General features: G+C 66.1%; 26 protein-coding genes. 15 read left to right on the top strand and 11 right to left on the bottom strand.

The window, feature by feature from the left end:
* Positions 1 to 7: 7 nt before the first annotated feature.
* The 4 genes from ACQP0C_RS40660 to ACQP0C_RS40645 all read left to right on the top strand — a co-directional run bounded on the left by ACQP0C_RS40660 (position 8) and on the right by ACQP0C_RS40645 (position 3,087).
* Complete coding sequence (locus ACQP0C_RS40660) at positions 8 to 1,129, top strand: cysteine protease StiP family protein (RefSeq protein ID WP_433734801.1); 1,122 nt, start codon at positions 8 to 10, stop codon at positions 1,127 to 1,129.
* A complete protein-coding gene (locus tag ACQP0C_RS40655; RefSeq protein WP_433729061.1) occupies positions 1,129 to 1,974 on the top strand; it encodes an HAD family hydrolase in 846 nt (281 codons plus the stop codon). The genes ACQP0C_RS40660 and ACQP0C_RS40655 overlap by 1 nt, the downstream gene beginning before the upstream one ends.
* Before the next feature lie 61 nt (positions 1,975 to 2,035).
* Positions 2,036 to 2,224, top strand: a complete 189-nt coding sequence (locus tag ACQP0C_RS40650) for a MerR family DNA-binding transcriptional regulator (protein ID WP_433729059.1) — start codon at positions 2,036 to 2,038, stop codon at positions 2,222 to 2,224.
* The gene (locus ACQP0C_RS40645; protein WP_433729057.1) at positions 2,221 to 3,087 is read left to right on the top strand and encodes an LLM class F420-dependent oxidoreductase; all 867 of its coding nucleotides are present in this window, start codon (positions 2,221 to 2,223) and stop codon (positions 3,085 to 3,087) included. Before ACQP0C_RS40650 ends, ACQP0C_RS40645 begins: the two co-directional genes overlap by 4 nt.
* Before the next feature lie 18 nt (positions 3,088 to 3,105).
* Here ACQP0C_RS40645 and ACQP0C_RS40640 read toward each other — a convergent pair whose 3' ends face one another.
* The 5 genes from ACQP0C_RS40640 to ACQP0C_RS40620 all read right to left on the bottom strand — a co-directional run bounded on the left by ACQP0C_RS40640 (position 3,106) and on the right by ACQP0C_RS40620 (position 6,356).
* Positions 3,106 to 3,951 (bottom strand): hypothetical protein, encoded by an 846-nt coding sequence (locus ACQP0C_RS40640; RefSeq protein ID WP_433729055.1) that lies wholly within the window; start codon positions 3,949 to 3,951, stop codon positions 3,106 to 3,108.
* Between the two features lie 40 nt (positions 3,952 to 3,991).
* Complete coding sequence (locus ACQP0C_RS40635; RefSeq protein WP_433729053.1) at positions 3,992 to 4,183, bottom strand: hypothetical protein; 192 nt, start codon at positions 4,181 to 4,183, stop codon at positions 3,992 to 3,994.
* Between the two features lie 71 nt (positions 4,184 to 4,254).
* Entirely contained in the window at positions 4,255 to 5,022 is a 768-nt protein-coding gene (locus ACQP0C_RS40630) for an AIM24 family protein (RefSeq protein ID WP_433729051.1), read from the bottom strand.
* Positions 5,023 to 5,025: 3 nt separating this feature from the next.
* A complete protein-coding gene (locus ACQP0C_RS40625) occupies positions 5,026 to 5,721 on the bottom strand; it encodes an AIM24 family protein (RefSeq protein WP_433729049.1) in 696 nt (231 codons plus the stop codon).
* Between the two features lie 11 nt (positions 5,722 to 5,732).
* On the bottom strand, positions 5,733 to 6,356 hold the full coding sequence (locus ACQP0C_RS40620; protein WP_355177169.1) for an AIM24 family protein: 624 nt from the start codon (positions 6,354 to 6,356) through the stop codon (positions 5,733 to 5,735).
* A 183-nt stretch (positions 6,357 to 6,539) separates the two neighbouring features.
* On the opposite strand from ACQP0C_RS40620, the gene ACQP0C_RS40615 reads away from it, so the two are divergent.
* Positions 6,540 to 7,928, top strand: a complete 1,389-nt coding sequence (locus ACQP0C_RS40615; protein ID WP_433729047.1) for a TerD family protein — start codon at positions 6,540 to 6,542, stop codon at positions 7,926 to 7,928.
* A 60-nt stretch (positions 7,929 to 7,988) separates the two neighbouring features.
* A complete protein-coding gene (locus tag ACQP0C_RS40610) occupies positions 7,989 to 9,620 on the top strand; it encodes a TerD family protein (RefSeq protein ID WP_433729045.1) in 1,632 nt (543 codons plus the stop codon).
* Between the two features lie 21 nt (positions 9,621 to 9,641).
* Here ACQP0C_RS40610 and ACQP0C_RS40605 read toward each other — a convergent pair whose 3' ends face one another.
* The 3 genes from ACQP0C_RS40605 to ACQP0C_RS40595 form a co-directional block, all read right to left on the bottom strand.
* Positions 9,642 to 11,366: a glycosyltransferase family 87 protein gene (locus ACQP0C_RS40605; protein WP_433734800.1), complete on the bottom strand. Its 1,725-nt coding sequence runs from the start codon at positions 11,364 to 11,366 to the stop codon at positions 9,642 to 9,644.
* 71 nt (positions 11,367 to 11,437) lie between these two features.
* On the bottom strand, positions 11,438 to 13,618 hold the full coding sequence (locus ACQP0C_RS40600; protein ID WP_433734799.1) for a transglycosylase domain-containing protein: 2,181 nt from the start codon (positions 13,616 to 13,618) through the stop codon (positions 11,438 to 11,440).
* A gap of 802 nt (positions 13,619 to 14,420) precedes the next feature.
* On the bottom strand, positions 14,421 to 14,840 hold the full coding sequence (locus ACQP0C_RS40595; protein WP_433196793.1) for a DUF5318 domain-containing protein: 420 nt from the start codon (positions 14,838 to 14,840) through the stop codon (positions 14,421 to 14,423).
* Between the two features lie 114 nt (positions 14,841 to 14,954).
* Between ACQP0C_RS40595 and ACQP0C_RS40590 the strand changes: the two genes are divergently transcribed.
* Both ACQP0C_RS40590 and ACQP0C_RS40585 read left to right on the top strand, forming a co-directional pair.
* Positions 14,955 to 16,067, top strand: coding sequence for a DUF1707 SHOCT-like domain-containing protein (locus ACQP0C_RS40590; protein ID WP_433729043.1), 1,113 nt, complete (start codon positions 14,955 to 14,957; stop codon positions 16,065 to 16,067).
* Between the two features lie 7 nt (positions 16,068 to 16,074).
* Positions 16,075 to 16,872, top strand: a complete 798-nt coding sequence (locus ACQP0C_RS40585) for a DUF1707 SHOCT-like domain-containing protein (protein ID WP_433729041.1) — start codon at positions 16,075 to 16,077, stop codon at positions 16,870 to 16,872.
* Between the two features lie 530 nt (positions 16,873 to 17,402).
* Here ACQP0C_RS40585 and ACQP0C_RS40580 read toward each other — a convergent pair.
* The 3 genes from ACQP0C_RS40580 to ACQP0C_RS40570 all read right to left on the bottom strand — a co-directional run bounded on the left by ACQP0C_RS40580 (position 17,403) and on the right by ACQP0C_RS40570 (position 18,730).
* Positions 17,403 to 17,801, bottom strand: a complete 399-nt coding sequence (locus tag ACQP0C_RS40580; RefSeq protein WP_433729039.1) for a hypothetical protein — start codon at positions 17,799 to 17,801, stop codon at positions 17,403 to 17,405.
* 430 nt (positions 17,802 to 18,231) lie between these two features.
* Positions 18,232 to 18,411, bottom strand: coding sequence for a hypothetical protein (locus tag ACQP0C_RS40575; protein WP_433729037.1), 180 nt, complete (start codon positions 18,409 to 18,411; stop codon positions 18,232 to 18,234).
* A complete protein-coding gene (locus ACQP0C_RS40570) occupies positions 18,404 to 18,730 on the bottom strand; it encodes a hypothetical protein (protein WP_433729036.1) in 327 nt (108 codons plus the stop codon). The genes ACQP0C_RS40575 and ACQP0C_RS40570 overlap by 8 nt, the downstream gene beginning before the upstream one ends.
* On the opposite strand from ACQP0C_RS40570, the gene ACQP0C_RS40565 reads away from it, so the two are divergent.
* The 7 genes from ACQP0C_RS40565 (at position 18,712) to ACQP0C_RS40535 (ending at position 22,742) form a co-directional block, all read left to right on the top strand.
* On the top strand, positions 18,712 to 18,981 hold the full coding sequence (locus ACQP0C_RS40565) for a hypothetical protein (protein WP_433729034.1): 270 nt from the start codon (positions 18,712 to 18,714) through the stop codon (positions 18,979 to 18,981). The two genes, ACQP0C_RS40570 and ACQP0C_RS40565, sit on opposite strands and share 19 nt — an antisense overlap.
* 203 nt (positions 18,982 to 19,184) lie before the next feature.
* The gene (locus ACQP0C_RS40560; RefSeq protein WP_433729032.1) at positions 19,185 to 20,078 is read left to right on the top strand and encodes a helix-turn-helix domain-containing protein; all 894 of its coding nucleotides are present in this window, start codon (positions 19,185 to 19,187) and stop codon (positions 20,076 to 20,078) included.
* Entirely contained in the window at positions 20,068 to 20,274 is a 207-nt protein-coding gene (locus tag ACQP0C_RS40555) for a DUF397 domain-containing protein (RefSeq protein WP_433729030.1), read from the top strand. Before ACQP0C_RS40560 ends, ACQP0C_RS40555 begins: the two co-directional genes overlap by 11 nt.
* Positions 20,275 to 20,376: 102 nt before the next feature.
* Positions 20,377 to 20,583: a DUF397 domain-containing protein gene (locus ACQP0C_RS40550; RefSeq protein ID WP_433729027.1), complete on the top strand. Its 207-nt coding sequence runs from the start codon at positions 20,377 to 20,379 to the stop codon at positions 20,581 to 20,583.
* Positions 20,584 to 20,683: 100 nt separating this feature from the next.
* Positions 20,684 to 20,890 (top strand): DUF397 domain-containing protein, encoded by a 207-nt coding sequence (locus ACQP0C_RS40545; RefSeq protein WP_433729025.1) that lies wholly within the window; start codon positions 20,684 to 20,686, stop codon positions 20,888 to 20,890.
* A 204-nt stretch (positions 20,891 to 21,094) separates the two neighbouring features.
* Entirely contained in the window at positions 21,095 to 21,649 is a 555-nt protein-coding gene (locus tag ACQP0C_RS40540) for a PadR family transcriptional regulator (protein WP_040697429.1), read from the top strand.
* The gene (locus ACQP0C_RS40535; RefSeq protein ID WP_433729022.1) at positions 21,642 to 22,742 is read left to right on the top strand and encodes an inositol-3-phosphate synthase; all 1,101 of its coding nucleotides are present in this window, start codon (positions 21,642 to 21,644) and stop codon (positions 22,740 to 22,742) included. Before ACQP0C_RS40540 ends, ACQP0C_RS40535 begins: the two co-directional genes overlap by 8 nt.
* Positions 22,743 to 23,276: the final 534 nt, after the last annotated feature.

Genomic DNA, 23,276 nt, shown 5'->3' with positions numbered 1-23,276 from the left:
GCCGCCGGTGCCGCTGCACGGCCCGGCCTTCGGATCGTATGCGGCCCACGAGGTTTCCTGGCTGCTGAAGGATCTGTCCGAGGTCGATCTGGAGGCCGATGTCGCCGAGCGCGAGCGCCGGATCCAATCCGGTGCGGCGCATTACGCGGAATCGCTGCCGATCGAATATCAGCCGGATGCCGCGTATCGCTCGCTGTTCGACGAGGTGCTCGCCGACAGTGCCGAGCGGCTGGCGCTCGCCGTCGCGACGGTATCGGAACTGGTGGTCGCCGAACGCGGCGCGGACATCGTGCTGGTGTCCTTGGCCAGGGCCGGGACGCCGATCGGGATCCTGATGCGGCGCTGGCTGCGCGACGGGCGCGGGCCGGATCTGCCGAGCCTCGATGTGCCGCACTACGCGGTGTCGATCGTGCGCGATCGCGGCATCGATGCGGTGGCCTTGGACTACCTTGCGCGCCATTATGATCCGGCGTCGGTGGTATTCGTCGACGGCTGGACCGGCAAGGGCGCGATCACCCGTGAACTCACCGAAGCGCTCGATGCCTATCACGCCGCGGGCGGTGCGCGATTCAACGACGAACTCGCCGTACTCGCCGATCCGGGACATTGCGTGCGCACCTATGGCACCCGCGACGACTTCCTCATCGCCTCGGCCTGCCTGAATTCGACGGTGTCCGGACTGATCTCGCGCACCGTGCTGAACGACACGTTGATCGGCCCCGGCGAGTTCCACGGCGCGAAGTTCTACCGCGACCTGGCCGATGACGATGTATCCGGCCGCCTGCTCGACACGGTGAGCGCGGCCTTCGATACCGTCCGCGATCGCGTGCCAACCGAACTCGCCGCCGTGCTGGCCGTCGACCGCACGCCGACCTGGACCGGCTGGGCCTCGGTGGACCAGGTGCGCGAGGCGTACGGCGTGGCCAGCGTGAATTTCGTGAAACCCGGTGTCGGCGAGACGACTCGGGTGCTGCTGCGGCGGCTGCCGTGGCGGGTGCTGGTGCGCGAGGCGGACGCGCCCGAGCACGCACATATTCGACTGCTCGCCGCGGCGCGCGGTGTTCCGGTCGAGGTCGTACCCGACCTCGCCTATTCGTGCATGGGATTGATCAAGGACGTACAGCAATAATGCAGTTACGAAGGCTACGAAGACAGGCTCTGATCGCTACCGATCTCGACCGGACGATGATCTACTCGCGCAATGCTTTCCATGCCGCGACCGACGTGCCGACGGTCTGTGTGGAACATCTGGAGGGCGCGCCACTGTCGTTCATGACGACCACCGCCGCCCTGCGGATGCAGGCCCTGACCGAACCCGCCGCCGTCATCCCGACCACCACTCGGACCATCAAGCAATTCGAGCGGATCCGACTACCCGGCGCCCCGTGGCGGTACGCCATCACCAGCAATGGCGGCAATATTCTGGTCGACGGCATACCGGATATGCGCTGGCGCATCGATATCGACGCGCAGGTGCGGGCCAGTGGTGCGACGCTGTCGGAGGTGAATACCGAACTGCGTGCACGGATCGACGACTCCTGGGTCACCAAATTCCGTATCGCCGACCATTTGTTCACCTATCTGGTGGTGAAGCCGAAGGAAGTGCCGGAGGGCTTCCTGGCCGAATGGGATGCGTGGTGTCGCCCGCGCGGCTGGTCCGCCTCCCAGCAGGGCCGCAAGATCTACACCATGCCCATGGCCGTCTGCAAGAGCCACGCGGTCCGCGAGGTCCGCCGCCGCCTGCTCGACCATGGCGAACTCACCGATGCGGCCATGACGCTCGCCGCGGGCGACGGCGCACTCGACGCCGAAATGCTGCGCACCGCCGATTCGGCCATTCGTCCCCGCCACGGCGAACTCGAACAACTCAACTGGACCCATCCCAACCTCACCATTACCCGTGCGTCGGGAATTTTGGCGGGCGAGGAGATCATCAACTGGTTCATCAAGGCTGCGCCGGGATCCGCCGAATAGAGGCTTGCCTTGACACCGGCGGCAACCCTTAGCGTTGCCGTGATGGTTCGAAGGAGGTCGAATGCTGATCGGTGAGCTCGCGGACCGGGTCGGTACCAGTACCCGCACACTGCGGTACTACGAGGAGCACGGGCTGGTCCGGTCCGTGGCCGCCCTGCAGCGCAAGCTCGACGAGGTCGAGGCCGCCATCGAGCGGCTCACCGCGGTGCGCGCGCAACTGCGCGACCAGATCGGACGGGCCAGCGAATGAAATTCGGAATCAGCTACAGCACGCCGTATTACGGCACCGATCCCGATCGCCTCATGGCCTTCGCCCAGCATGCCGAGGCGTGCGGATTCGAGTCGATCTATCTGCCCGACCACATCGCGCTGTATCCGGGTGCGCAGGTTGGCGCCCTGGAAATGCCGTCTACGCTGCCATTTCCCGATCCGCTCGACTGTCTGAGCTTTGTCGCGGCCGCGACCCGGCGCATCCTGCTCGGCACCGGGGTGCTGCTATTGCCGTATCGGCATCCGGTGGTGCTGGCCAAACGGCTGGCGACCATCGATCTGCTGTCCAAGGGGCGCATGCGGCTGCTGACCGTTGGACTCGGGACGCTGCCGCGCGAGGCGCAGGCGCTGGGGGTGGACTTCGCCAGCCGCGGGCGTCGCGCGGACGAGGCGATCGATGTGCTGCGGCTGCTGTGGTCCGGCGGTGCGGACGGCGTCAGCTATCACGGCGAGTTCTTTTCCTTCGACAACCTGTGCGTCTACCCGAAACCGCATGAAATACCGCAGCTTCCGATCCATATCGGTGGCTCCAGCCGCGCCGCGGCCCGCCGGGTCGGCCGTCGCGGCGACGGCTATTTCCCGGGTGGCATGCTGATGCCCGCCGAACGTGCCGCCCAACTGGATCTCGCCCGTGCCACGGCGGTCGAGGCGGGACGGGATCCGTCCGCACTCGAGTACACCCGCTGGGGATCGATCGATATGCCGCCGGAACGGGTGGATGGGTTCGCCGCACAAGGTGTCACCCGCATCGTGGTCGGGGCGACGGCGGCCGACCGTGCCGAGCAGTTCGACGAAATGTCGGCGTTCTCGCAACGTTTCGGGCTCGCCGCGGCGCTCGATTAGGCGCGCCGGATAGCTGGGTCAGCGGCGTCGCCAGCACTGGGCGGTATCGGCCAGGTTCCACCAGGCGACGTAGTCGGGGTCCTGATCGATCAAGTCCCAATTGGCTTCCAGCGCATCGAAGAAGGCGGTGTCGGCGGTGCGGCCGCCTGGTGGTTCGCCGATGTAGATGAGCAGATCACCACCGGCGCGCTGATAGGCATCGAGTGCGCCGGAGGCCATGGGGTTCTCCCAACCCGGTGGCCAGCAGAGCAACAGGACCTCGGCGGCATCGGCAATGTCGCGGTAGGCATTGGCGTCTCGGAGTTCCTGGATCGGATGCCAGATATGCGGCTGTCCGGCTGCCGACGGAAAGGACGTATTGTTCGCGCGGTCCGGCGGATGCGTATCGTAAGCCGTTATCGGTACACCGGATTCGGCGAGTTGGCTGGCCCAGTAGCCGCGTCCCGCGCCGATCTCGGCGACCGACCGTCCGCGCGTGATATCGGCGATCCAGGCAAGCGTCTCCGGTGCCGGAACGGCATAGGCGTAGGTCGCCTGCACGACGATCTGCGCATACCCCAGCCGCGCACTGCCTTTCGTACGGCCGCCGTTCACCTCGCGCCGCGCGCCGCGCGCCGCCGGACCCGCCGCCACCGACGGCGCGACGATATCCCAATACGGATTGACACTCTCGCCACCGGTCATGAAGTGCAGCAACCGCAGATCGAAGGCCGCATCCGCCACCGCATCCCCGCTCCCCGCCAACTGCTCGGCCATCGCGAGATAATCCGCCACCCGGGGGTAGGCCTGTTCGAATGCGGCCGCGTCGTGCACCAGATTCGCCAGAGCCGCGAGACGTTCTTCCGACAATGCGAAGGGTGGCATTCTTCAATTGTCCGGGGCCTGGCCGAAATCAGCGGTCGAATCAACCGAGCCTGCCCGCTCGGCCATACCTGTTGGATCGGGCGAGTATCGAGCCGCCGCGTGGGTCGGCGGAAGTCTCCTTGTCGGGGGCGAAGGGGACGCCGCTCGACAGGGCGCGCAGGCCCAGGGTCAGCATCTCGCCGAACATGCCGATGCCGATGGACAGGGTGGTGGGGCGGGCATCGTGGTGCATGCCCATCGCGGTGCCGGGTGCCGCGCGTCCGCCGAAGGTAGGACTACGAGGATGGTCCGCGGGTCATCCGGTTAGTACTCACGCTGCTGAGCGCCCAACTGCTGGGTGATGACGCCGTGTAGCCGCTGCAGGCCGCCGACGGTCATACCGCTCTGGAGCTGGCCCTCGATGGTGCGCACCAGCGCCGAATCGCTGAGGATCTTCTCGCTGGATTGGATGAGAACCGTTCCGGCGCCGGTGAAGTCGAACTGGCGCTCCTCACCGGAATTCACGCCGAAGCGGGCGGCACCTGCGGCCAGGAAGTTGGAGACCCAGCGTTGGTCGTAGTGATGGCTGGGGGAGGGGCAATCCGCCCAGCCGACAAGGGCTTCCGGATCGACGCGCAGCGGCGGTTCGGCGAACATGACCGGGCCATTGGAGGAGGCCAGGAATTTGCCGGTGCCGATGAGGGTGAGGAAGCCGGGGACGATCGACTGGTTCAGCGATAGGCCGGGTTCGAAGGCCAGCAGGTTGGCGGCGCGAATGGTGAGGTTGCCGTTGTCCTCGAGGTCATAGGAATTGATGTCGTAGCCGCGGTCGCCGATGATCAGCTTGCCGTGGCCCTCGGCGATCACATAGTCGCCGGTGAACAGCGGTGCCGAGAACTGCTGGGAGACCATGTGCAGCAGTCCGCCCTGCAGCCCGTGGGTGAGCATCTGGAACCGCATATCGCCGTAGTAGGCGATCATCGCGCCCTTGCGCATGAACCAGGGCTTGGTCAGGTCGATGCAGTAGGCGTAGCTGTTGCCCGGAATATTGTCGCTTTCACCGAGATTCAGCGGATTCAAAATCTCACTCATGATTCACAACTTCTCTTCCGAGGCCTGCACATAGACCACACCCTGTCCGACGCAATGCAATTGCATGGCCTCCCCGGAACCGCGGCCGACCGCGTCGCGCCAGCTCAGCGCCGTCTTCAACTCGGTCTGCACATTGCCGTAGGCGGCGACGAAGGCCTGCGGGTCGACCACGATCGGATTCGGGCCGCCCACCGGAAGTTCCAGGAATCCGCCGTGTGCCAGCAAAACCGCCGCACCCTGTCCGGACAGCTGCGTGGTGAACATGCCCTGGCCGGTCAGCGCGCCGCTCGCGGCCCCGCGCAACGCGCCCATCAGCCCGCTGCCACCGCCGCCGCCCGAACTCATCACGGACACAATCGAACTCTGCAGCGCGGCGGTATTGGCCAGCAGCCGCGAGGCCTCCACGCGCAGCACCGCACCCGGCTGCATCTGCACCACGTGCACTTCCAGCCCGGCGAAGCCGTAGTGCACCTGGCCATTGCCGGTCGCCAGCATGGTGCGCTCGTGCTCACCGGCCATCATCCGCCCCGCCATCCGCATGATGCCGCCACCGCCCATGCCCGGGGCCATGCCCGGAATCTGGTGCGGCGCAAAGGAAATATCGCCGGTGTAGAACAGCATCGCGCCATTGCGCGCGACCACACCGCCCGCCATGCCGACGTCGACCTTGACGACCTTGCCGTTGACCTTCTCGAACATCGCAGGCCCCCTTATCGTTCCGCGGGCTGGATCAGTACCAGGCCCTGACCGTCGAAGCGCAATGAGAACGCCTCCCCGGCATCCTGGCCGACGAAGGTGCGCCACGAAACATCGGTCACGAACGACTGATTGAGGTTGCCGCGGCAGGCGACGAAGGCATCCGGATCCACGATCAACGGATATTGCGGCGAAACCTCCAGGTGGATCAGCGGCCCACCGGCCGAGAGCAGTGCCACCTGACCCTGTCCGGTCACCGTGGTGGTGAACAGGCCAGCACCCGACGACGCGCCGCGCAGACCGGCGAAACGCACATCGGTGCGCAGGTTTCCGGCGAAGCAGAGCAGCTGCTGGGATTCCACCTGCAGCGTCTCGTTGTTCAGATTCACCACGGTGACGTGCTGGCCGTTCACCGCGAAGAAGACCCGGCCATTGCCGCCGCATTCCATCAACGACAGTTTCTCGCCGGTGGCGCGCCGCTTGAGTCCGGCGAGTACGCCGTCGCCACCGCCGAAACCAGCCGACTTGAACTGCACATTTCCTTCATAGGCGACCATCGAGCCGGAAATCGCGCGGATACTCGTTCCGGCGAGGTGTGCCTCGATCACCTTTTTCGACTGCTCGAACAGTTGCGCCATGGGGGAGTTTGCCTGCCGTCTCGTTCGGGAACATGGTGTTGATCGCCCATATTCCAACTGCGTTTCGTCACCCTAACCGATCTCCGGGCAACGATCCGGGCCATAGCGGCGGTTACTTCGGATCGCGTTCGGCACGTTTCTCGTAGAGTGGCACCGTACGCACCGACAAGCGAAGGGTCGAACTTGTCCGCAACACTCGCCAAGGGTCAGAATGGCCCGCTGGCCGCCAATGATGTGGTGATCTCCGTCCAGCTCACCGCACCGGCGGATCTGTCCGCACTGCTGGTCACCGATGCGGGGAAGGTCCGTTCCGATGCGGACTTCGTCTTCTTCAACCAGCCCAGTGGCCCAGGGGTGAATCTGCAGCCCGCACCGGCCGGGCAGCCCGCGTCCTTGGCGGTGGCGCTGAACGCGGTGCCAGCCGATATCGCGCAGATCCGCGCTGTCATCACCCTCGACGACGCGACCAGCAATTTCGGCCGCTTCGCCGCGCCGACCGCGGTCGTCTCGGATTCGGCGGGTAATCGGTTGTACGAGTACCGCATCGACGGTTTGAACACCGAGTCGATCGTGATCGCGCTCGAGCTGTACCGGCGGCAGAGTGAATGGAAGGTGCGCGCGGTCGGCCAGGGCTACGCGGGGGGCTTCGCGGCGCTGGTCACCGATCACGGTGTGACCGTTGACGAATCTCCGGCCGCGACGCAGGTCCCGCCGCCACCGACCTACCAGCCCGCGCAGCCCACTCAGGGCTACCCGCAGGCGGCCCCGCCCGCGTATCCGACGCAGCAGCAGCCGCAGTACCCGCCGACGCAGACCTACCCGCAGGGCGCGCCCGGCTACCCGCCGCCGCCCGGTGCGGGCTACCCGCCGCCGCCCGGACCCGGTGGCTACCCGCCGCCGCCCGGCCAGCCCGCCCCCGGCCAGGGCTATCCGCCGCCCGCCCAGCCCGCGGCCCAGCAGCCGCCGCCCGCCGAGGTCAGCCTGAGCAAGGACCGTCCGGTCAGCCTGGTCAAGGGACAGCGGGTCACCCTGCGCAAGGAGGGTGGCGCCGCGCTGACCTTCGTGAAGATGGGTCTCGGCTGGGATCCGGTGCGCAACCGCGGCATGTTCGGCAATCGGACCGTCGATGTCGACCTCGACGCATCGGTCGTGATGTTCGCCGATATGAACGTGGTGGATGTCGCCTACTACGGTCAGCTCACCTCCAAGGACGGCTCGATCCGGCACCAGGGCGATAACCTCACCGGTGAGGGTGAGGGCGACGACGAGGTGATCCTGGTCGACCTGACCCGCATCCCGGCCCATGTCAGCTCGCTGCTGTTCATTGTGACCTCCTATAAGGGCCACACCTTCGAGCAGATCCAGAATGCGTTCTGCCGCTTGGTCGATGGCTCCAACAATGCCGAGCTGGCCAGGTACACCCTTGCCGGCGGCATGCCGTTCACCGCGATGGCGATGGCCAAGGTCTTCCGGGTCGGCGGTGACTGGAAGATGCAGGCCCTCGGCGAGGGTTTCCAGGCCAAACATCCGGGCGAGGCGGTTCCGCAGCTGGGCCGGTTCCTCGGTAATTGATCGATAGGCGCAGCGACTGCGCTCGAACAAACCAGAACACGAAATAACGGGGCGGACAACGTGATTCAGCTGAAGGCCGGTCAGAATACAGTGCTGACCGGCGATATCGTTCGATTCAGCGCGAAAGCCGGGGCTGCCCTGGATGTTTCCGCGCTCGTGGTGGCGCAGAACCTGCGGGTCTTCGATACCGGCGATTTCGTGTTCTACAACCAGACCGAGACGGCGGGGGTGACGCTATCCGAGGACGGCGTCACCATCCGGCTCGCCGAGGTGCGCGCCGACGCGCAGGCGGTGCTGCTGGTGGTCAGCGCCGATCCGGCCGCACCGGCAGCGCCGGGCGGGCTCGGTGCGGTCACCGCCGCTCTCGCCGTAGACGAGGTCGTGACAGCGGAATTCGCGATCAATCCGTCCGCGGGGGAGACCGCGCTGATCTGTCTGGAGGTGTACCGGCGCGGGACCGACTGGAAGCTGCGCGCGGTCGGTCAGGGCTATGCGGGTGGACTGGCCGTGCTGCTCACCGCGCACGGCGTCGAGGTGGACGAACCGGCGACGCCACAGTCCGGCCAACCAGGTCAGCACAGGGCGGCCGGTCTGCGCGATGCCGAACCGGTCAGCGCTCCGGGACGGCCCAGCGGTCAGGACACCATCAGCGGTCCCGGCACCGACGACTCCCGCGCGAGCGGTTCGGCGCCGCTCGAGGTGGCGCACGGACTCGAACGGCTGTGGATGATCTTCGAGGATGCCGCGCGTTCGGCCGCGGCGCTCATCTCGTCGCGGGACTACGCCATGCAGCGGTTGGATCAGGAACTGTCCGCGGCGGTTTCGGATCCGGCCACCAGGAACACTCCGGCCGCCGAGGATGCGCGCCAGTCCGCACAGCGCCGCTGTGACGAGCTGATCGCCACCGCCGAGAGCAACCACCTGCGCGATAGCGAACAGCTCATGCGCGAACTCGCCGACGCCGATCGGCAGCTGCCGCCGTCGCTGGCCACCTGGGATTCACCCGCTTGGGACCGTCCGCCGACACCGAGCGACGGCATCCGGCTCGGCGAGCTCTACGCGGTCGAACGTGGGCCGCTGCGCATTCCGTACTGCGTGCCGGTGCCGCTGACCCGCCCGCTGTGGATCGATACCGAAACCACGGCCGCGGCGACCCCGATCGTCGGCGCACTGCTGGCCCGGCTGCTCGCGGCCGATCCCGGTCGGCGCACCCTGGTCGACATGATCGATCTGACCGGCGCGTTCGCTCAGCTCGTCGGTCCGCTGACCCCGGTGCTGAACGGCCCGCCGATCACCGATTTCGGAGAGATCTCCGCGCGGCTGCAGGCCCTGGTCGACGCCGCCGAATTGGCCGAACTGGCTTATTCCAGTGGAAATTTCACTCCGCCGACCGAACACCGGGTGCTGCTCGCCGCCGACTTCCCGCACGGCTACCAGGCCTCGGACGCGCAACGCATCGCCGTCCTGCTGATGCGCGGCGATCTGATCGGGCTGTCCACCGTGATCGTCGGCACCGACGAATCCGATTCCAGTGATGGCACCTTGGCGATGCTGTCGCAGTCCTGCCGCCATCTGCCGACAATGGACGGCACCCCGCTGTTCGATCCGTGGACCGGCAGCGCGTGGCAGCTGGATCTGGACCTGTTGCCGAGGGAACCGGCCAGGCAGGCGCACTTCCTGCGCACCAGTTAGCGGGCTTGTCGAGCGCGTTCGCTACCGCAGGGCCGCTACCCGCGGACGCAGCGCCTCGGGCAGCCAGGGCAGCAGCGGGTCCGGCGCGCGGTCGACGATGCCGCCGATCGGATCGTCGACGAAATCGCGCCGGACCAGATCCTCCTCCGGCCGGTAGATCTGCCGGATGATCAACGCGCACAACCCGAGTACCGCGAGATCGCGCAGCACCACGGTGCCGGTGAACCACTGCTCGGGCAGGCCCTTGCGGTCCAAGCCGAGGTAGTAGAACATGCGCGGCACCCAGACCAGCGCGTCGATGGTCATCCATGCCAGCAGAATGCGGCGATGCGGCAGTGCGAGCACGGCCAGCGGCACCAGCCACAGCGAATACTGCGGGCTCCACACTTTATTGGTGAGCAGGAATGCGGCCACCACCAGGAAGCACAGCTGGGCCAGGCGCGGACGGCGCGGGGCGGTGAGCGCGATATAGGCGATCACCGCACAGGCGAGGACGAATACCAGCAGCGAAACCAGGTTCAGGACGGTCGGCTGATCGGTGTGGCCGATCTGGCCGTCGAATCCGTCCCAGCCGGTGAACGAGGTGATGACGTTGTAGATGGAGTCCGGATCGGCGTGTCGCGTGGTGTTGAGCCGGAAGAATTCTCGCCAGCCGTTCGGATACAGCAGCAGGATCGGCAGATTCACCACCAGCCAGGTGCTGGCCGCCGACGCGATGGTGAGCGTGGCCGCGCCGAGCGGGCGAGCGCTGAGAAACTGCAGGCGGTACGGGGTTTCGCGGAGCCAGGTCAGCGCGGTGTGCCAGCCGGTGATATCGCTCGGGCGCAGGCCCAGGCGTGCGCTCGGCACCCGCTGTAGTGGGTCGGCGCGCAGGCACAGCACCAGGATCGGCCCGAGCAGCAGCAGCGGATATAGCTTGGCCGCGCCGCCGAGCCCGAGCAGCAGACCCGCGAGTACCGGTCGGCGGCGCGCCCAGGCGAGCAGGCCGGTGGCGGCGAAAGCCGTTGCGAGTGCGTCGAAGTTGGTGAAGATGTGCACGATCACCAGCGGTGAGCAGGCGATCAGCGCGGCATCCCAGATCCGCCGCCCCGCGAGTTGCGCGGTGGCCCATACGGTGACCAGCCAGGCCATGGCCAGTCCGACCGCGACCACATTGAAGTAGATGACCACCTGCAACGCACCGGGCAGTGGTGACGCGTCCCAGGTCTTGGCGACCTGCATCGCCGCGTACTGATAGAGCCCGGACAGCACCGGATACTCCATGTACCGGGTTTCCCGGCCGCCGTCCGGGGTCGATTCGGTCCACTGCTTCTTGTACGGGAACGCGCCCTCGTTCAAGCGTTCCGCGCCGTAGAGCGGCACCGTATCCGAGTAGCACATGGCCACGTACTGGCGGCCGTTGTTCCAGTCCAGGGTGAGCGAACCATCGGAGGCGGTCGTCTGCTGGATGCAGCCCGCCTTACTCGCCCAGCCGAGCGCGAGGAACACCAGCGCGAAGGCGAGCAATACCCGCATCGGGGTCCAGAACCGGACCCGGCCGATGAGCGCGTGGTCACCGACCGGACCGCCGATGACGGTGCTGAGCTGCGTGGTCAGGGAATCGTTTCGGCTGGGCCGATCCCGGCCGTCACATGATCGCAGATCGGGTGCGAGCGGTGCGGGCGCGATGTAGTGCGTCGCGCCGCGCGCCCGCTCCGGGACGTCGGGATTTTGTGCGGCGGCGGAATGCGTTGTACCGGACTGCATCCCATTGGGCTGCGGCGCGCTTCCGTTCGTCCGCTCGTCCACGAGATGCGGTTCGGTCACGGCACCCGAGGCTACCGGGTGCGTGTCGGTTGGCTGCCGTTGCCGTTGCCGTTTCCATTGCCGCCGGGTTGGGGTGACCCGGTGGTCGTCGGCATCGAGCCATCGGAGTTCACCGTCGGCTGCCCGGGTAGCGGCGTCGATTCCGGCTGCTGCTGTTGCTGCGGCTGACGCTGCTGCGTCTGCGGCTGCACGCCCGGAATCTGGATCGGCCCGAACGGGGTGTCGATGGTGTTCGGAACGATCTGGATCGGCGGCAGCAGCGGTGCCTCCGTGGTCGAGGGCGGGGTGAACGGCGCGGACCACTCGGGCACACCGGCCTGGCCCTTGATGGGGGCGGGCTTCGGGAAGGTTTGATTGGGCGTGCCCTGCAGGGCGCCGTCCATGGTGGCCTTCCAGATATCCGAGGGCAGACCGGAACCGTAGACCATGCCGCCGCTGTAGTTGCGCAGCGCCGAGTTATCGATGGAGCCGACCCACACCGCCGTGGACAGCGACGGGGTGTAGCCGACCATCCAGGCGTCCTTGTTCTCGCCGGTGTCGCCGAGCTGGGCGGTACCGGTCTTGGTCGCCGACTCCCGGCCGTTGGCCAGGTTGTGGTTGCGCGACCAGGCGGCGATCGGCTTCATCGCGGCGGTCACGTTGTCCGCCACCGCTTCCGAGACGCGACGTTCCCCAGCCACGTCACCGCGGTCGAGCAGCACCTGCCCGTCGGCGGTCACCACCTTCGTGACGAAGTGCGGTGCGTGGTAGATGCCGGAGGCGGCCAAAGTCGCGTAGGCGGAGGCCATATCGAGGACCCTGGCCTGGTACTGGCCGAGCACGATGCCGTTGTTCGGCGGGGAACCGTCCGGCTCGACGAGGGACTTGCCGACGCCGGGGATGGTTTCCGGGATGCCGAGCTTGTGCGCCATATCGGCGATCTTCGCCGGACCGTTCTGCATATCCAGCTCCATGCGATAGAAGCTGGTGTTCAGCGAGCGCTTCAGCGCCTCGGCGATGGTGCAGGTACCGCACTGCTCGCCTTCCACGTTGGTGATCTTGATGCCGTTCACGGTGATCGGCGAGCTGTCGTACATCTCCGACAGCGGCTTGCCCAGCTCCAAGTTCTCGGCGAGACCGAAGACCTTGAACGAGGAGCCCGGCTGTAGACCGGCATTGGCGAAGTCGTAGCCCTGACCGTCGTCACCGCCGTAGTAGGCGCGCACCGCACCCGTCTTCGGATCCACCGACACCACCGCGGCACGCAGCTTGTCCGGCTCGCCCTGCATCTTCTTCTGCGCGGCGTCGACGGCGGCCTGCTGCGCCTTCGGATCGATCGTCGTGGTGATCGACAGGCCGGCGGTATTGAGCTGCTGCTCGCTGATGCCCGCGGCCGACAGCTCCTTGAGCACCTGGGTCTTGATCAAGCCCTCGGGGCCGGCGTCCAGACCCTTGTCCTTGGTGGTGGCCACCGGGACCACCTGCGGGAACTGCTGGGCCTGGCGCTCCTCGGCCTTCAGATTGCCGCCGGAGACCATGCCGTCGAGCACATAGTTCCAGCGGGTCTTCGCGCCCTCGGGATTCTTCTCCGGATCTAGGCCGGAGGGCTGCTGGATGGTGGCGGCGAGCACGGCGCCCTCGGCAATGGTCAGATCCTGGACCGGCTTGCCGAAGTAGGCCTTGGCCGCGGCATCGATGCCGTACGCACCGCGACCGAAGTAGATGGTGTTGAGGTAGGCGGCGAGGATTTCGTCCTTGCTCCATTGGCGCGCCATCTTCGCCGAGATGACCAGCTCGTGCAGCTTGCGGGTCAGCGAGTGTTCGTCACCGACCAGTGCGTTCTTCACGTACTGCTGGGTAATGGTCGAGCCACCGCCCGCGCTCTCCTTGTTGAGGGCCTGATCCCTGGCGGCGCGCACGAAGCCGGAGACCGAGAAGCCCGGGTTGGTGTAGAAGTCCCGGTCCTCGGCCGCGATCACGGCATTGCGCACATGCGGCGGAATCTGATCGATGGTCACATCGGTGCGGTTGCCGTCGGGCGGCACGACCTTGCTGATCACCGAGGTGCCATCGCTGGCGAGGATGGTCGCCACCTGGTTGGTCTTGAGGTCACCCGGCTGGGGTACCGACACCGTCGAATAGGCGATCAGGAAGACCACGCTCGGCAGCACGATCGACAGGGCCAGCAGCACATAGATCACCCGGCGCACGATCCGCCACGGCGACTTCTTCTTCTCGCCGGGGCGACGCCCGCCCGGTCCGCCGGAGCCGCCGTCGGCGCCGTTGCGACGCGGCGGTGGTCCCGAGGGCGGTGCGCCAGCGGTCGCGCGGCGCTCACCGGTGGTGCTCCCTGAGCCATTGGTGCGGCGTGCGCCGGGGCGGTCCTGGCCGGGGCGGTCCTGGCCGGGGCGCGGACTGGCGGGTCGGGGACCCGTGGGTGGGGCCGACCGCCGGTTGCGTTCGCCGACGGCTTCGGTCAGCGAGCCGGGGCGCCCGTCCTGCGGACGCTCGATCTTCTGCGTGGACTGTGCGCCCGGGGGTGCGTTATTGGGCAGTGGGCGACCCTGTGGCGGGCGACCCTGCGGGGGCGGACCGGGTCGCCGGGGCGGCTGCGGTCCGCGTGGCTCGCCATAGCCGCCTTGCTGCGGCTGGCCGCCCTGCGACGGCTGGCCGCCCTGCGATGGCTGGCCGCCCTGCGATGGCTGGCCGCCCTGCGATGGCTGGCCGCCCTGCGATGGCTGGCCGCCCTGCGGCGGGCGTGGGCCTGGGCCACCGGGCCCACGGCCGGGTGGGGGGCCGGGCGGGCGCTGGCCGGGGTACGGGTTCGGAGGAGGTGAACTTCGCTGAGTGCGGCCGCCGTGCGGTTCATCGCCGTAGGGGGAAGTCTCGTAGGGCGAATTCACTGACAAGATCTCCATAACTCGTATCGGTCTGCGGGGAGCAGTGCGGCGATCATCGCCGCTGCGGACGCGTCGAGGCTCCGCGTGTCACCCGACGGGCAGATGACCTGGCACATCATTCGGCTGCGGTGCGCCGGTTGGCCCTGGTGCCCGTGCGACGTCGCGTCGGCGACGGAGCGGTACCGAGCACATAGGACTGCACCAGATGATTCCAGCTGCAGCTCCGGCATACCTCGACGACATGGACCGAGAACTCCTCGCGAGTCTCCGCGAGGCGTATCAGTTCCTCTGGTGTGCGAGCCGAACCCGCCATCGGGCCGAGGCCGTCGCCGTAGACCCAGGATACGAGCGTCAATTGCTCTTTCCGGCAGATAGGGCATGTGACCTCGCTCCCCCGACCGTGGAACTTCGCCGCACGCAAAAGATAGGGATTCGCATCACAAACTTCGGCGACATCGACACGGCCCGCATAGACGTCAGCCAGCAGCGACCGACGCCGGAGGGCGTAGTCGACCACCTGCCGCTGAATTCGCACGAGAACCAGAGTAGCGGTGCCGCGCGCGGGCCGCGCTGGCCTGTGCTGGATCGACCGACCGGTATCGGTGGCCGAACTGGGACAATCCGGGCGTCGGCCCACTACGATTTCCCTGTGTCCCCCGCAGCATCCGGACGTATCCGCGCGCGTGACCTCGACCGCGCAAATGCGTCCAGTGTGCTGGATGCGGCGTATGCGGAAGGGCAGCTCGGCGCAGACGAATATCGTGATCGCACGGCCAAGGCCGAGGTCGCCAAGACAATCGCCGACCTGGACCTGCTCACTAGTGATCTGCAGCTCCCTTCGGCCGTGCGCGATCTCGTACCCGGTGTGCCGACGCCGACGCGAAACCCCTTGCGTCGCTCCGGAAATACGGGCCGTTATCCCGATCACACCCGAGCCCGCGACGCCGATCGCGATACGACAAGGCAGCTGCTCGACAGCGCCCGAAGTGACGGTCAGCTCACCGAGGAGGAACACCAGGCGCTCTCGGAGTTGGCCGAATCCGCGACGACGCTCGGCGACCTCGGTGACCTGGTCGACGATCTGCAGCGCCCCGATGACGCACCGGCGGCGCCGCGACCACCGCATTCGAATCGTCGGCGCTGGTATCAGGCCGCTGTGTCGACCGCGGCGGTGGGTGCGGCCGTTGTCGCATTTGTGCTCACCAGCGGCGTGTCGGATTCCGAACCGGCACCGCACGCGGCCGCACCCGTCGTCGATCTCGGGTCCGTACGACCGGTCGTGGTGGCGACGCCGAATCTGCTGACTCGCGAGGGCCTCACCTTGTTCCTGCAGCGATACAAGGAGAAGTTCGGGGATCTGCAAGCCGACCAGGTGACCGTATTCGATGAATACGTCCACGTGACCCGCGCGCTGCCCGGCCAACCGAATCGTCAGGCCAATTTCGACTATCGCGGTGGTTTCGAGCAGTCGGGCGCGATCAGCGGGCGCAAGCCCGATAAGCCCTTCCTGGATCTCGGCGAGCTGAATATCGCGGCCATTTCCGATGTGCTCGCCAGCGCCTCGACCAGGCTGAAGGTCCCCAACGGCGTGGTGACGCATGTGGGAGTCGAGGTCAACGACTCGGGGTCGACCAGCTATTTCGGCATCGGCAAGGACAAGTCGTATGTCGAGGTCTATGCGGGCAATAAGTTCAATGAGTCCGGCCGCCTGCTGCTGACTCCCGCGGGCGAGGTCATGCGGGCCTGGCCGTTCGAAGGGTGACCGAATAGTGGCGACAACTCGATACAGCGGCATCCGGGCCCGCGATACCGACCGCGCGGATGTCTGCGGCATGCTCGACGCGGCACTTGCCGACGGTCAGCTCACCGAGGACGAACACCGCGCGCGCACCGCGAAGGCCATGTCCGCCAAGTCTTTCGGCGAGCTGGACTCGATCGTCGGCGATCTGCAGATCCCGGACAATCTGGTCGACGCTCCCGTGGTCCGGGTGGATCGACGTCGCCCGAACCGCTGGCTCGCACCGCTCGCGATCATCGCCGGGGCTGCTGTGGTCGGTGCCATGGCGGGCGGCATCGCGAGTTGCGCAGGCGATTTCGGACCGACCGAACACGTGCCGACACTCACCACCGGCGCTGGCCTCGCGTATTTCATCGACGAATACCGCGCCGAATTCGGCGACACCATTGTCGACGAGATCACGCTGTACCCGAACTACGTGGTCTTCAAGCGGACAGCGACCGGAAACCCGACCGCGACCGCGGACGGCTATTACAACGGCAACTTCCGCAACCCGACCATCAACACCGGCCGCAAACCCGATGCCCGCACCTTCGACCTCACCACCATCGACCTCCCCGCCATCGCGGGCCTGCTGGCAGGCGCCCCGACAACGATCAAAGTCCCCGACGGCGCAATAACCCACGCCTCGATCGAATTCCCTCCGGGCAGCTCATCCGACAAAGCCCCCGTAGTCGAGATCTACGCCGCAGACAAAACGAACGCCTCGGGCTACCTGACCGTGACGCTCAAAGGCGAGCCCATACGAGTCTCCCCACCCAGCCACTGACCCCCGATCCACGGGCTGCTAGCGGCAGACCCGAGCGAGATCGTGTGCAATATGCGGTGCCCAGCCAGTCCCGATCCACGGGGGTGGGTGCCGCTTCGCACCGATTACCGCGTGCCGGTAGCAATGGGTCTGCGTGGTGTGCGGTATCCAGCCACTGATCCAGGTCCGATCCCCGAACGCGCGCCGCTTTCGGGCACAGATTGCTGCATGCGCGTAGCTGGGTCCCGCTGCGGGTTGGCGCATTTGTGCTACTCGGGAGTTGACAGGTGCGCAGAGAACTTTCGCTCATGTGCCAACCTAAGGTGCCCGAATGTTGGTGACATCGAGTAGTGCAGCAGCGGCGGGCAAGTCCACCTTGGCCGATACATCGACAGCCTGCGCGGCGCCGCAGCGCATAGACGGCGGGGACAGCTCGGGCGTGCGCTGACGCGGCGAGACCGGACAGAACGTGAGTTCTGTCCGGTCTCCGGATGCGCGTTGCCTTCGGGGCGTGGGCCCGGTGCTGGTTCCTGTGTGGGCCCTGTGTCCGATCAAGCGGCGTTGAGGGCAGCGGTGATCTTGCGGGTCATCTCGGCGGTGGTGGGGCCGGGCTCGCCCTGGTGGGCTGCTTCGATGGCGACAAGGACGGTGCTGCCGAAGTTGTCGGCTTCTCCCGGGCCCTGATTGTTGAGCAGGTTCATGGCGGCGGTCAGGGCTGGCAGCACGTGACCGGCGAGTTCGGCAACGGACTTGCCGATCAGGTCGATGTCTTTCGACTTGGCGGCAAGCACGTGCCTGATCAGCCCGGTCGCCGAGGACAGGGCGATAGAGCCGTTGGTGGCAGCCTTGTGGGACTTGCCGGTGGCATCAGCAACGGCCATCAGCGAGACGGCGCCGTAGGCGGCGCTCCGCAGGGTGGCTTTGCCCTCGTCGGTCAGGGTGATGGACATGGTCGTGTACTCCCTGAAATCTCGCCGCCGCATCACAGCGCGGAGCCGAAATCCTCGGGGCCGCAACCCCCGCGGGCGCCCGCTTCGGATCCACCGCCAAATTCCTTCTACTCGTGAGCGAGGGCCTCGGAAACGCCATGGAGCGCTGGCGGCAAACCCTGGCCGCACGCAGCGCCGATCGCCACCAATGACCTCTCGCCGCTTTCGCCGCGGCTCCAACGACCTGTACGCAACATCGCTGGGTAGGCCCCGTTAGGGCCGTCGCATACCTTCTGGACGTCCCGCATAGGTTCGTGTTCGGCGCACGGTGTTTCGCGCGGTGAGTCGGTGTGCGAGGTGCGGGAAAGGTGTGCGAGGCGGGGTGTCGGCAGTGCTGCCGTCGAGTTCTTACACGGTGCTGTGGGATTGTTTCGGCTTCGGTCGGGGTGTCTCATTCGATGAGCCAACCGTCTTCATCGACCTCGTACAGCGTGCCGTCCGCGCACTGATAGACAGGGGTGCTGTCCGTGGGTGCCAGTTCTTGCTTGATCCAGGTGTCTTGATGGAAGGCGGTGAGCAGCGCCTGCACTGATGGGGCGATGTCTTTCCACGGAGGCGGTATCTCAGTCATCTGAGTTGCGCCCCAATGGTTTAGGGACGTCCGTTGCAGATAGCAGGGCGGCCCAGTAGTCATTGCGCAGTGCGTTCCACAGATCTTCGTGTGCGGGAAGCAGTTGGCGGGCGTCGGTCAGATCCGGATACGTGTCGAACAGGATGGTTCCGGGTTGCGCGTCGGGGAGCATGGTGTGTGAGGGCAAGCGGTGGGCGGTGAAGGATTCATGTGGGAATTGCACGCGCAGGATGCAGGTGGAAGTGCGGACCAGTTGCCACACCGCGACCTTGCTGCCGTCCTGAGTTCGCGTGGTCCGCAATGCATCTCGGCGCATCACGCGACCACACCGTTGGTACGCCCGGTGCCAGGGAAATCGGTACCCCGGCACCGGAACGCTTCTGCGGATGCTGGCTGATCCGCCCATTCGTGGATGGCGTTCGCGAAACGCTCGACCACTTCGGGTGGGGCACCGCGGTATTCGGCTGGCGGGCCTACGAACGGGTCTCGCTGTGGAAGCTTTCGCTTCGGCATCTGCCGACCTCCCAGACCTCGATGACGGTGAGTGCGCCCGGTCCCAGCGACCCCTGAATATCCCTGGGACGGAAGTGGACTGCTCGACGGGCAAGCTGGTCGTTCTCCCTGCCGGGCGCATATTCAGCAGACTCCGTTCCGCTGCTGTCGGGAAGGAGAATCTGGGAACCCAGCGGATTGCTCGATTCCCCAGGTTGTTGACCAGTCGACGTGGGAGCATTTCCCCGCCTGGGAAATTCGACTGCCCTTAGGGGGAAGGCTTGTCCGAAGAGGAAGGCGGCAGCACCCTGCCGCGTCGCCAGCTCGGCCGTCATCTGCGCGAGGCCCGTGAAGCGCTCGGCATGACTCTGATCGAATCCGCGAAGCTCATGGAGTGGGGCAAGAGCAGCTTGCAGCGGCTCGAGAAGGGGCAGACGGAAAAGATTCGAACGCATGACATCCGGCTGTTGGGTGAGCAGTATCAGCTAGGCGCCGAGCGCACCGCGGATCTGATCGCTCTAGCCGAGCAAACTGCGGTGAAGTCGTGGTGGCACGACTACGGAGCGTTGATCACTCCGGCGTTCGATGTGTACATGGGGTTGGAGTCGTCGTCGCGTGGGCTGACACAGTTCCAGCCATCAGCGGCTCCTGGACTCCTGCAAACTGCCGACTATTCTCGCGCGCTCGACGTTCTGTACTTTCCGAATGACTCTCCGGAAGAGATCGACCGACGTGTTGAGATACGCACCCGTCGGCAAGGGCTGCTAACTCGGCGGAACAAGCCTGCGACCTACACGGCTGTGCTGCAAGAGTCGGTGCTGCGAACCGTGATCGGCTCGCGCAAGGTAATGGCGGCACAGCTCCGGCATCTTGCCGACCTCAGCGCCCACCCGAATGTCGACATCCGTGTACTGCCGTTCAGGGCTGGGTTGCCGGTCGGATTATCGACAGGGCCGTTCCTGATCCTTGATTTCGATGTCGATAAGAAGGGCAAGCCCGAAGAACCCAGCGTGGTCTACGTCGAGAGCTTCACTGGCGGAATCTTCTTGGAGCGGCTAGTCGATCTGGACAGGTACCGTGAGGCGCATGGGGTGATCCAGCGCGCAGCGCTCGATGCCCAACCGAGCCGAGACTTGTTACGTGAAAGTGCGAAGGAGTACGAACGTGGGCGTTGACCTGTCCGGGGCGAAGTGGTTCAAGAGCAGCCACAGTGGTGGGGGACAAGATTGCGTGGAGGTCGCGCACTTGAACGCAGGCAAGGTCGCGATGCGTGACTCCAAGAATCCAACCGGCCCGGCGCTGGTCTTCACCCCCGGTGAGTGGGAAGCCTTCACTGCTGGCGTGCAGGATGGCGAGTTCGGTCGTCACTGACCGTGCGAACACATCCCAGCACCTAGCGCTGGATGGAGCGGCAGCAGAAATTGGTTGCTATGCAAGGGAAATCTGTTGCCGGGCGAGGCAAGGAGTACCAGCGTGAACGTTGACCTGTCCGGAGCCCGCTGGTTCAAGTCCAGTCGCAGCGGTGGGACCAAGGACTGTATAGAGGTCGCGTATCTCGATGGCGGCAAGGTCGCGATGCGTGACTCCAAGAATCCAACCGGCCCGGCGCTGGTCTTCACCCCCGGTGAGTGGGAAGCCTTCACTGCTGGCGTGCAGGATGGCGAGTTCGGTCGTCACTGACCGTGCGAACACATCCCAGCACCTAGCGCTGGATGGAGCGGCAGCAGAAATTGGTTGCTATGCAAGGGAAATCTGTTGCCGGGCGAGGCAAGGAGTAAGAGTGAACGCTGACCTGTCCGGAGTTCGCTGGTTCAAGAGCAGCCGTAGCGGTGGAAGCAAGGAATGCGTCGAGGTTGCATTCCTCCAGGGCGGCATGGTCGGCGTTCGTGACTCCAAGAACCCCACCGGCCCGGCGCTGGTCTTCACGCCCGGTGAGTGGGCAGCCTTTACCGCTGGGGTGGCGGATGGGGAGTTCGACCGGGCCTAGTCGGGCGCTGAAAAGCCCCGTCCCTCGTGCGTGTTTCGAGGTGGCGGGGCTTGTTTCATGTCGGATGGGTATAACCTAACGGCTTCTACCTGCGGGAACAGCTGTATGTATCGCCGACGACTATGCACGTTTATATCGCTCCGATATAGTGAGAAGTCGCATCCATCGGTTAGGTCTGCACACACAGTCAGGGGGTGAAGCCCGATGCTCGAGCTGGCAATCCTCGGGCTGCTCCTCGAAGCGCCCATGCACGGGTACGAGCTGCGCAAGCGGCTGACCGGTTTGCTCGGGCCGTTTCGGGCCTTCTCCTACGGGTCGCTCTATCCGACGCTGCGGCGCATGCAGACGGATGGGCTGATCGCGGAGGAGAACGTCGCGGGCGTCACCCGTCGCGCGCGACGGGTCTATCAACTGACTCCGGCCGGGCGCGAGCGTTTCACCGAACTGCTCGCCGATACCGGACCGCAGAACTACACCGACGACGGCTTCGGCGTCCACCTGGCGTTTTTCAGCCGCACCCCCGCGGAAGCGCGGATGCGGATTCTGGAGGGCAGGCGACGGCAGGTCGAGGAGCGCCGAGAGGGTCTGCGGGAGGCGATCAAGAAGGCCAGTGGCTCGCTGGATCGCTACACCCGTCAACTTCACCAGCTCGGTCTGGAATCAAGCGAGCGCGAAGTGCGCTGGCTCAACGAGTTGATTGCGGCGGAGCAATCGACGAAGGCGGCACCACAGAAAGAGGGAAATATCGGCCATGAGTGAAGACAAGAAGGCTGAAAACACCACCGAAGTCCGCGTCGCCATCGTCGGCGTGGGTAACTGCGCTTCCTCGCTGGTCCAAGGCGTGCAGTACTACAAGGACGCGGACGAGACCGCGACCGTGCCCGGTCTGATGCACGTCAAGTTCGGCCGGTACCACGTCCGCGACGTCAAGTTCGTCGCCGCGTTCGACGTCGACGCCAAGAAGGTCGGCTTCGACCTGGCCGAGGCGATCTTCGCCAGCGAGAACAACACCATCAAGATCTCCGACGTGCCGCCGAGCGACGTTGTCGTGCAGCGTGGTCCGACGCTGGACGGTATCGGCAAGTACTACGCCGAGACCATCGAGCTGTCCGAGGCCGCGCCGGTCGACGTGGTGAAGGTGCTGAAGGACAACAAGGTCGACGTCCTGGTCTCCTACCTGCCCGTCGGCTCGGAAGAGGCGGACAAGTTCTACGCCCAGTGCGCCATCGATGCCGATGTGGCCTTCGTCAACGCGCTGCCGGTGTTCATCGCCTCCGATCCGGTGTGGGCCGAAAAGTTCACCAAGGCAGGCGTTCCCATCGTCGGTGACGACATCAAGAGCCAGGTCGGCGCGACCATCACCCACCGCGTGATGGCCAAGCTGTTCGAGGACCGCGGTGTGCAGCTCGACCGCACCATGCAGCTCAATGTCGGCGGCAACATGGACTTCAAGAACATGCTCGAGCGCGAGCGGCTGGAGTCGAAGAAGATCTCCAAGACCCAGGCCGTCACCAGCAACCTGAAGAAGGAGCTGGGCGCCAACGATGTGCACATCGGCCCGTCCGATCACGTCGGCTGGCTCGACGACCGCAAGTGGGCCTACGTCCGGCTCGAGGGTCGCGCCTTCGGCGATGTGCCGCTGAACCTGGAGTACAAGCTCGAGGTCTGGGATTCGCCGAACTCCGCGGGCATCATCATCGACGCGGTGCGCGCCGCGAAGATCGCCAAGGACCGCGGCATCGGCGGCCCCGTCCTCCCGGCCTCGGCCTACCTGATGAAGTCCCCGCCCGAGCAGCTGGCCGACGATATCGCTCGCGCGCAGCTCGAAGCGTTCATCATCGGGGCTGAATAGTCACTTCACACGAAAGCCGGGCCGGAGCAACTCTTCGGCCCGGCTTTGCGGTATCCAGTGCCTGGTAGCAGATCACCCCGAATGGACCCGCGCCGCATATCGGCACGCCACCGCCGACGTGCCAACGGACGAGGCACGCGAATTCGGCAGCGCGCCAGACTCGAGCGGAGACGGGCGTCCCAGCCGCACCACCGAGTCGTACGGAGGCGGCGCTGCGCGAACTGGTCGTGACCGAATTCGAGGAAAGATCTGACCACCCGCCGTGGCAGTGCATCGTCATCGAGCGTCTGACAGACAACTGTTGGGCACCGCCACCGTGACGCCCGACGATCATCGGCCACGCGGCGCGGCCGCGCGGGCGCCACACGTGGCTCGACAGACTCCACGGAATTCCGTCAGCCCGGCCCGCTTTCGATTCCGTCGCTTGGCTGGTTCGGGTTTGCTCGCCGCTCGAAACTCGGTCGCTCGGCTCGTCCGGACTTGCTCGGCCCGTCCGAACTCCGTACCTCGGCCCGCCCGGACGAACCTGCGCAC

The sequence above is a fragment of the Nocardia sp. CA-129566 genome (assembly GCF_050956075.1).
GTDB lineage: Bacteria > Actinomycetota > Actinomycetes > Mycobacteriales > Mycobacteriaceae > Nocardia.
The sequence above is the reverse complement of the archived record's forward strand: the minus strand, read 5'-3'. Positions and strand labels throughout refer to the sequence as shown.

What these genes read in the sequence shown, in the direction of transcription:
- ACQP0C_RS40540 (WP_040697429.1), top strand. Translation starts at nt 21,095, where the DNA reads ATGCTCGAGCTGGCAATCCTCGGGCTGCTCCTCGAAGCGCCCATGCAC.
- ACQP0C_RS40640 (WP_433729055.1), bottom strand. Translation starts at nt 3,951, where the DNA reads ATGCCACCCTTCGCATTGTCGGAAGAACGTCTCGCGGCTCTGGCGAAT.
- ACQP0C_RS40620 (WP_355177169.1), bottom strand. Translation starts at nt 6,356, where the DNA reads ATGGCGCAACTGTTCGAGCAGTCGAAAAAGGTGATCGAGGCACACCTC.
- ACQP0C_RS40645 (WP_433729057.1), top strand. Translation starts at nt 2,221, where the DNA reads ATGAAATTCGGAATCAGCTACAGCACGCCGTATTACGGCACCGATCCC.
- ACQP0C_RS40630 (WP_433729051.1), bottom strand. Translation starts at nt 5,022, where the DNA reads ATGAGTGAGATTTTGAATCCGCTGAATCTCGGTGAAAGCGACAATATT.
- ACQP0C_RS40580 (WP_433729039.1), bottom strand. Translation starts at nt 17,801, where the DNA reads ATGTCCATCACCCTGACCGACGAGGGCAAAGCCACCCTGCGGAGCGCC.
- ACQP0C_RS40565 (WP_433729034.1), top strand. Translation starts at nt 18,712, where the DNA reads ATGCATCTCGGCGCATCACGCGACCACACCGTTGGTACGCCCGGTGCC.
- ACQP0C_RS40535 (WP_433729022.1), top strand. Translation starts at nt 21,642, where the DNA reads ATGAGTGAAGACAAGAAGGCTGAAAACACCACCGAAGTCCGCGTCGCC.
- ACQP0C_RS40625 (WP_433729049.1), bottom strand. Translation starts at nt 5,721, where the DNA reads ATGTTCGAGAAGGTCAACGGCAAGGTCGTCAAGGTCGACGTCGGCATG.
- ACQP0C_RS40650 (WP_433729059.1), top strand. Translation starts at nt 2,036, where the DNA reads ATGCTGATCGGTGAGCTCGCGGACCGGGTCGGTACCAGTACCCGCACA.
- ACQP0C_RS40655 (WP_433729061.1), top strand. Translation starts at nt 1,129, where the DNA reads ATGCAGTTACGAAGGCTACGAAGACAGGCTCTGATCGCTACCGATCTC.
- ACQP0C_RS40575 (WP_433729037.1), bottom strand. Translation starts at nt 18,411, where the DNA reads ATGACTGAGATACCGCCTCCGTGGAAAGACATCGCCCCATCAGTGCAG.
- ACQP0C_RS40635 (WP_433729053.1), bottom strand. Translation starts at nt 4,183, where the DNA reads ATGCACCACGATGCCCGCCCCACCACCCTGTCCATCGGCATCGGCATG.
- ACQP0C_RS40605 (WP_433734800.1), bottom strand. Translation starts at nt 11,366, where the DNA reads ATGCAGTCCGGTACAACGCATTCCGCCGCCGCACAAAATCCCGACGTC.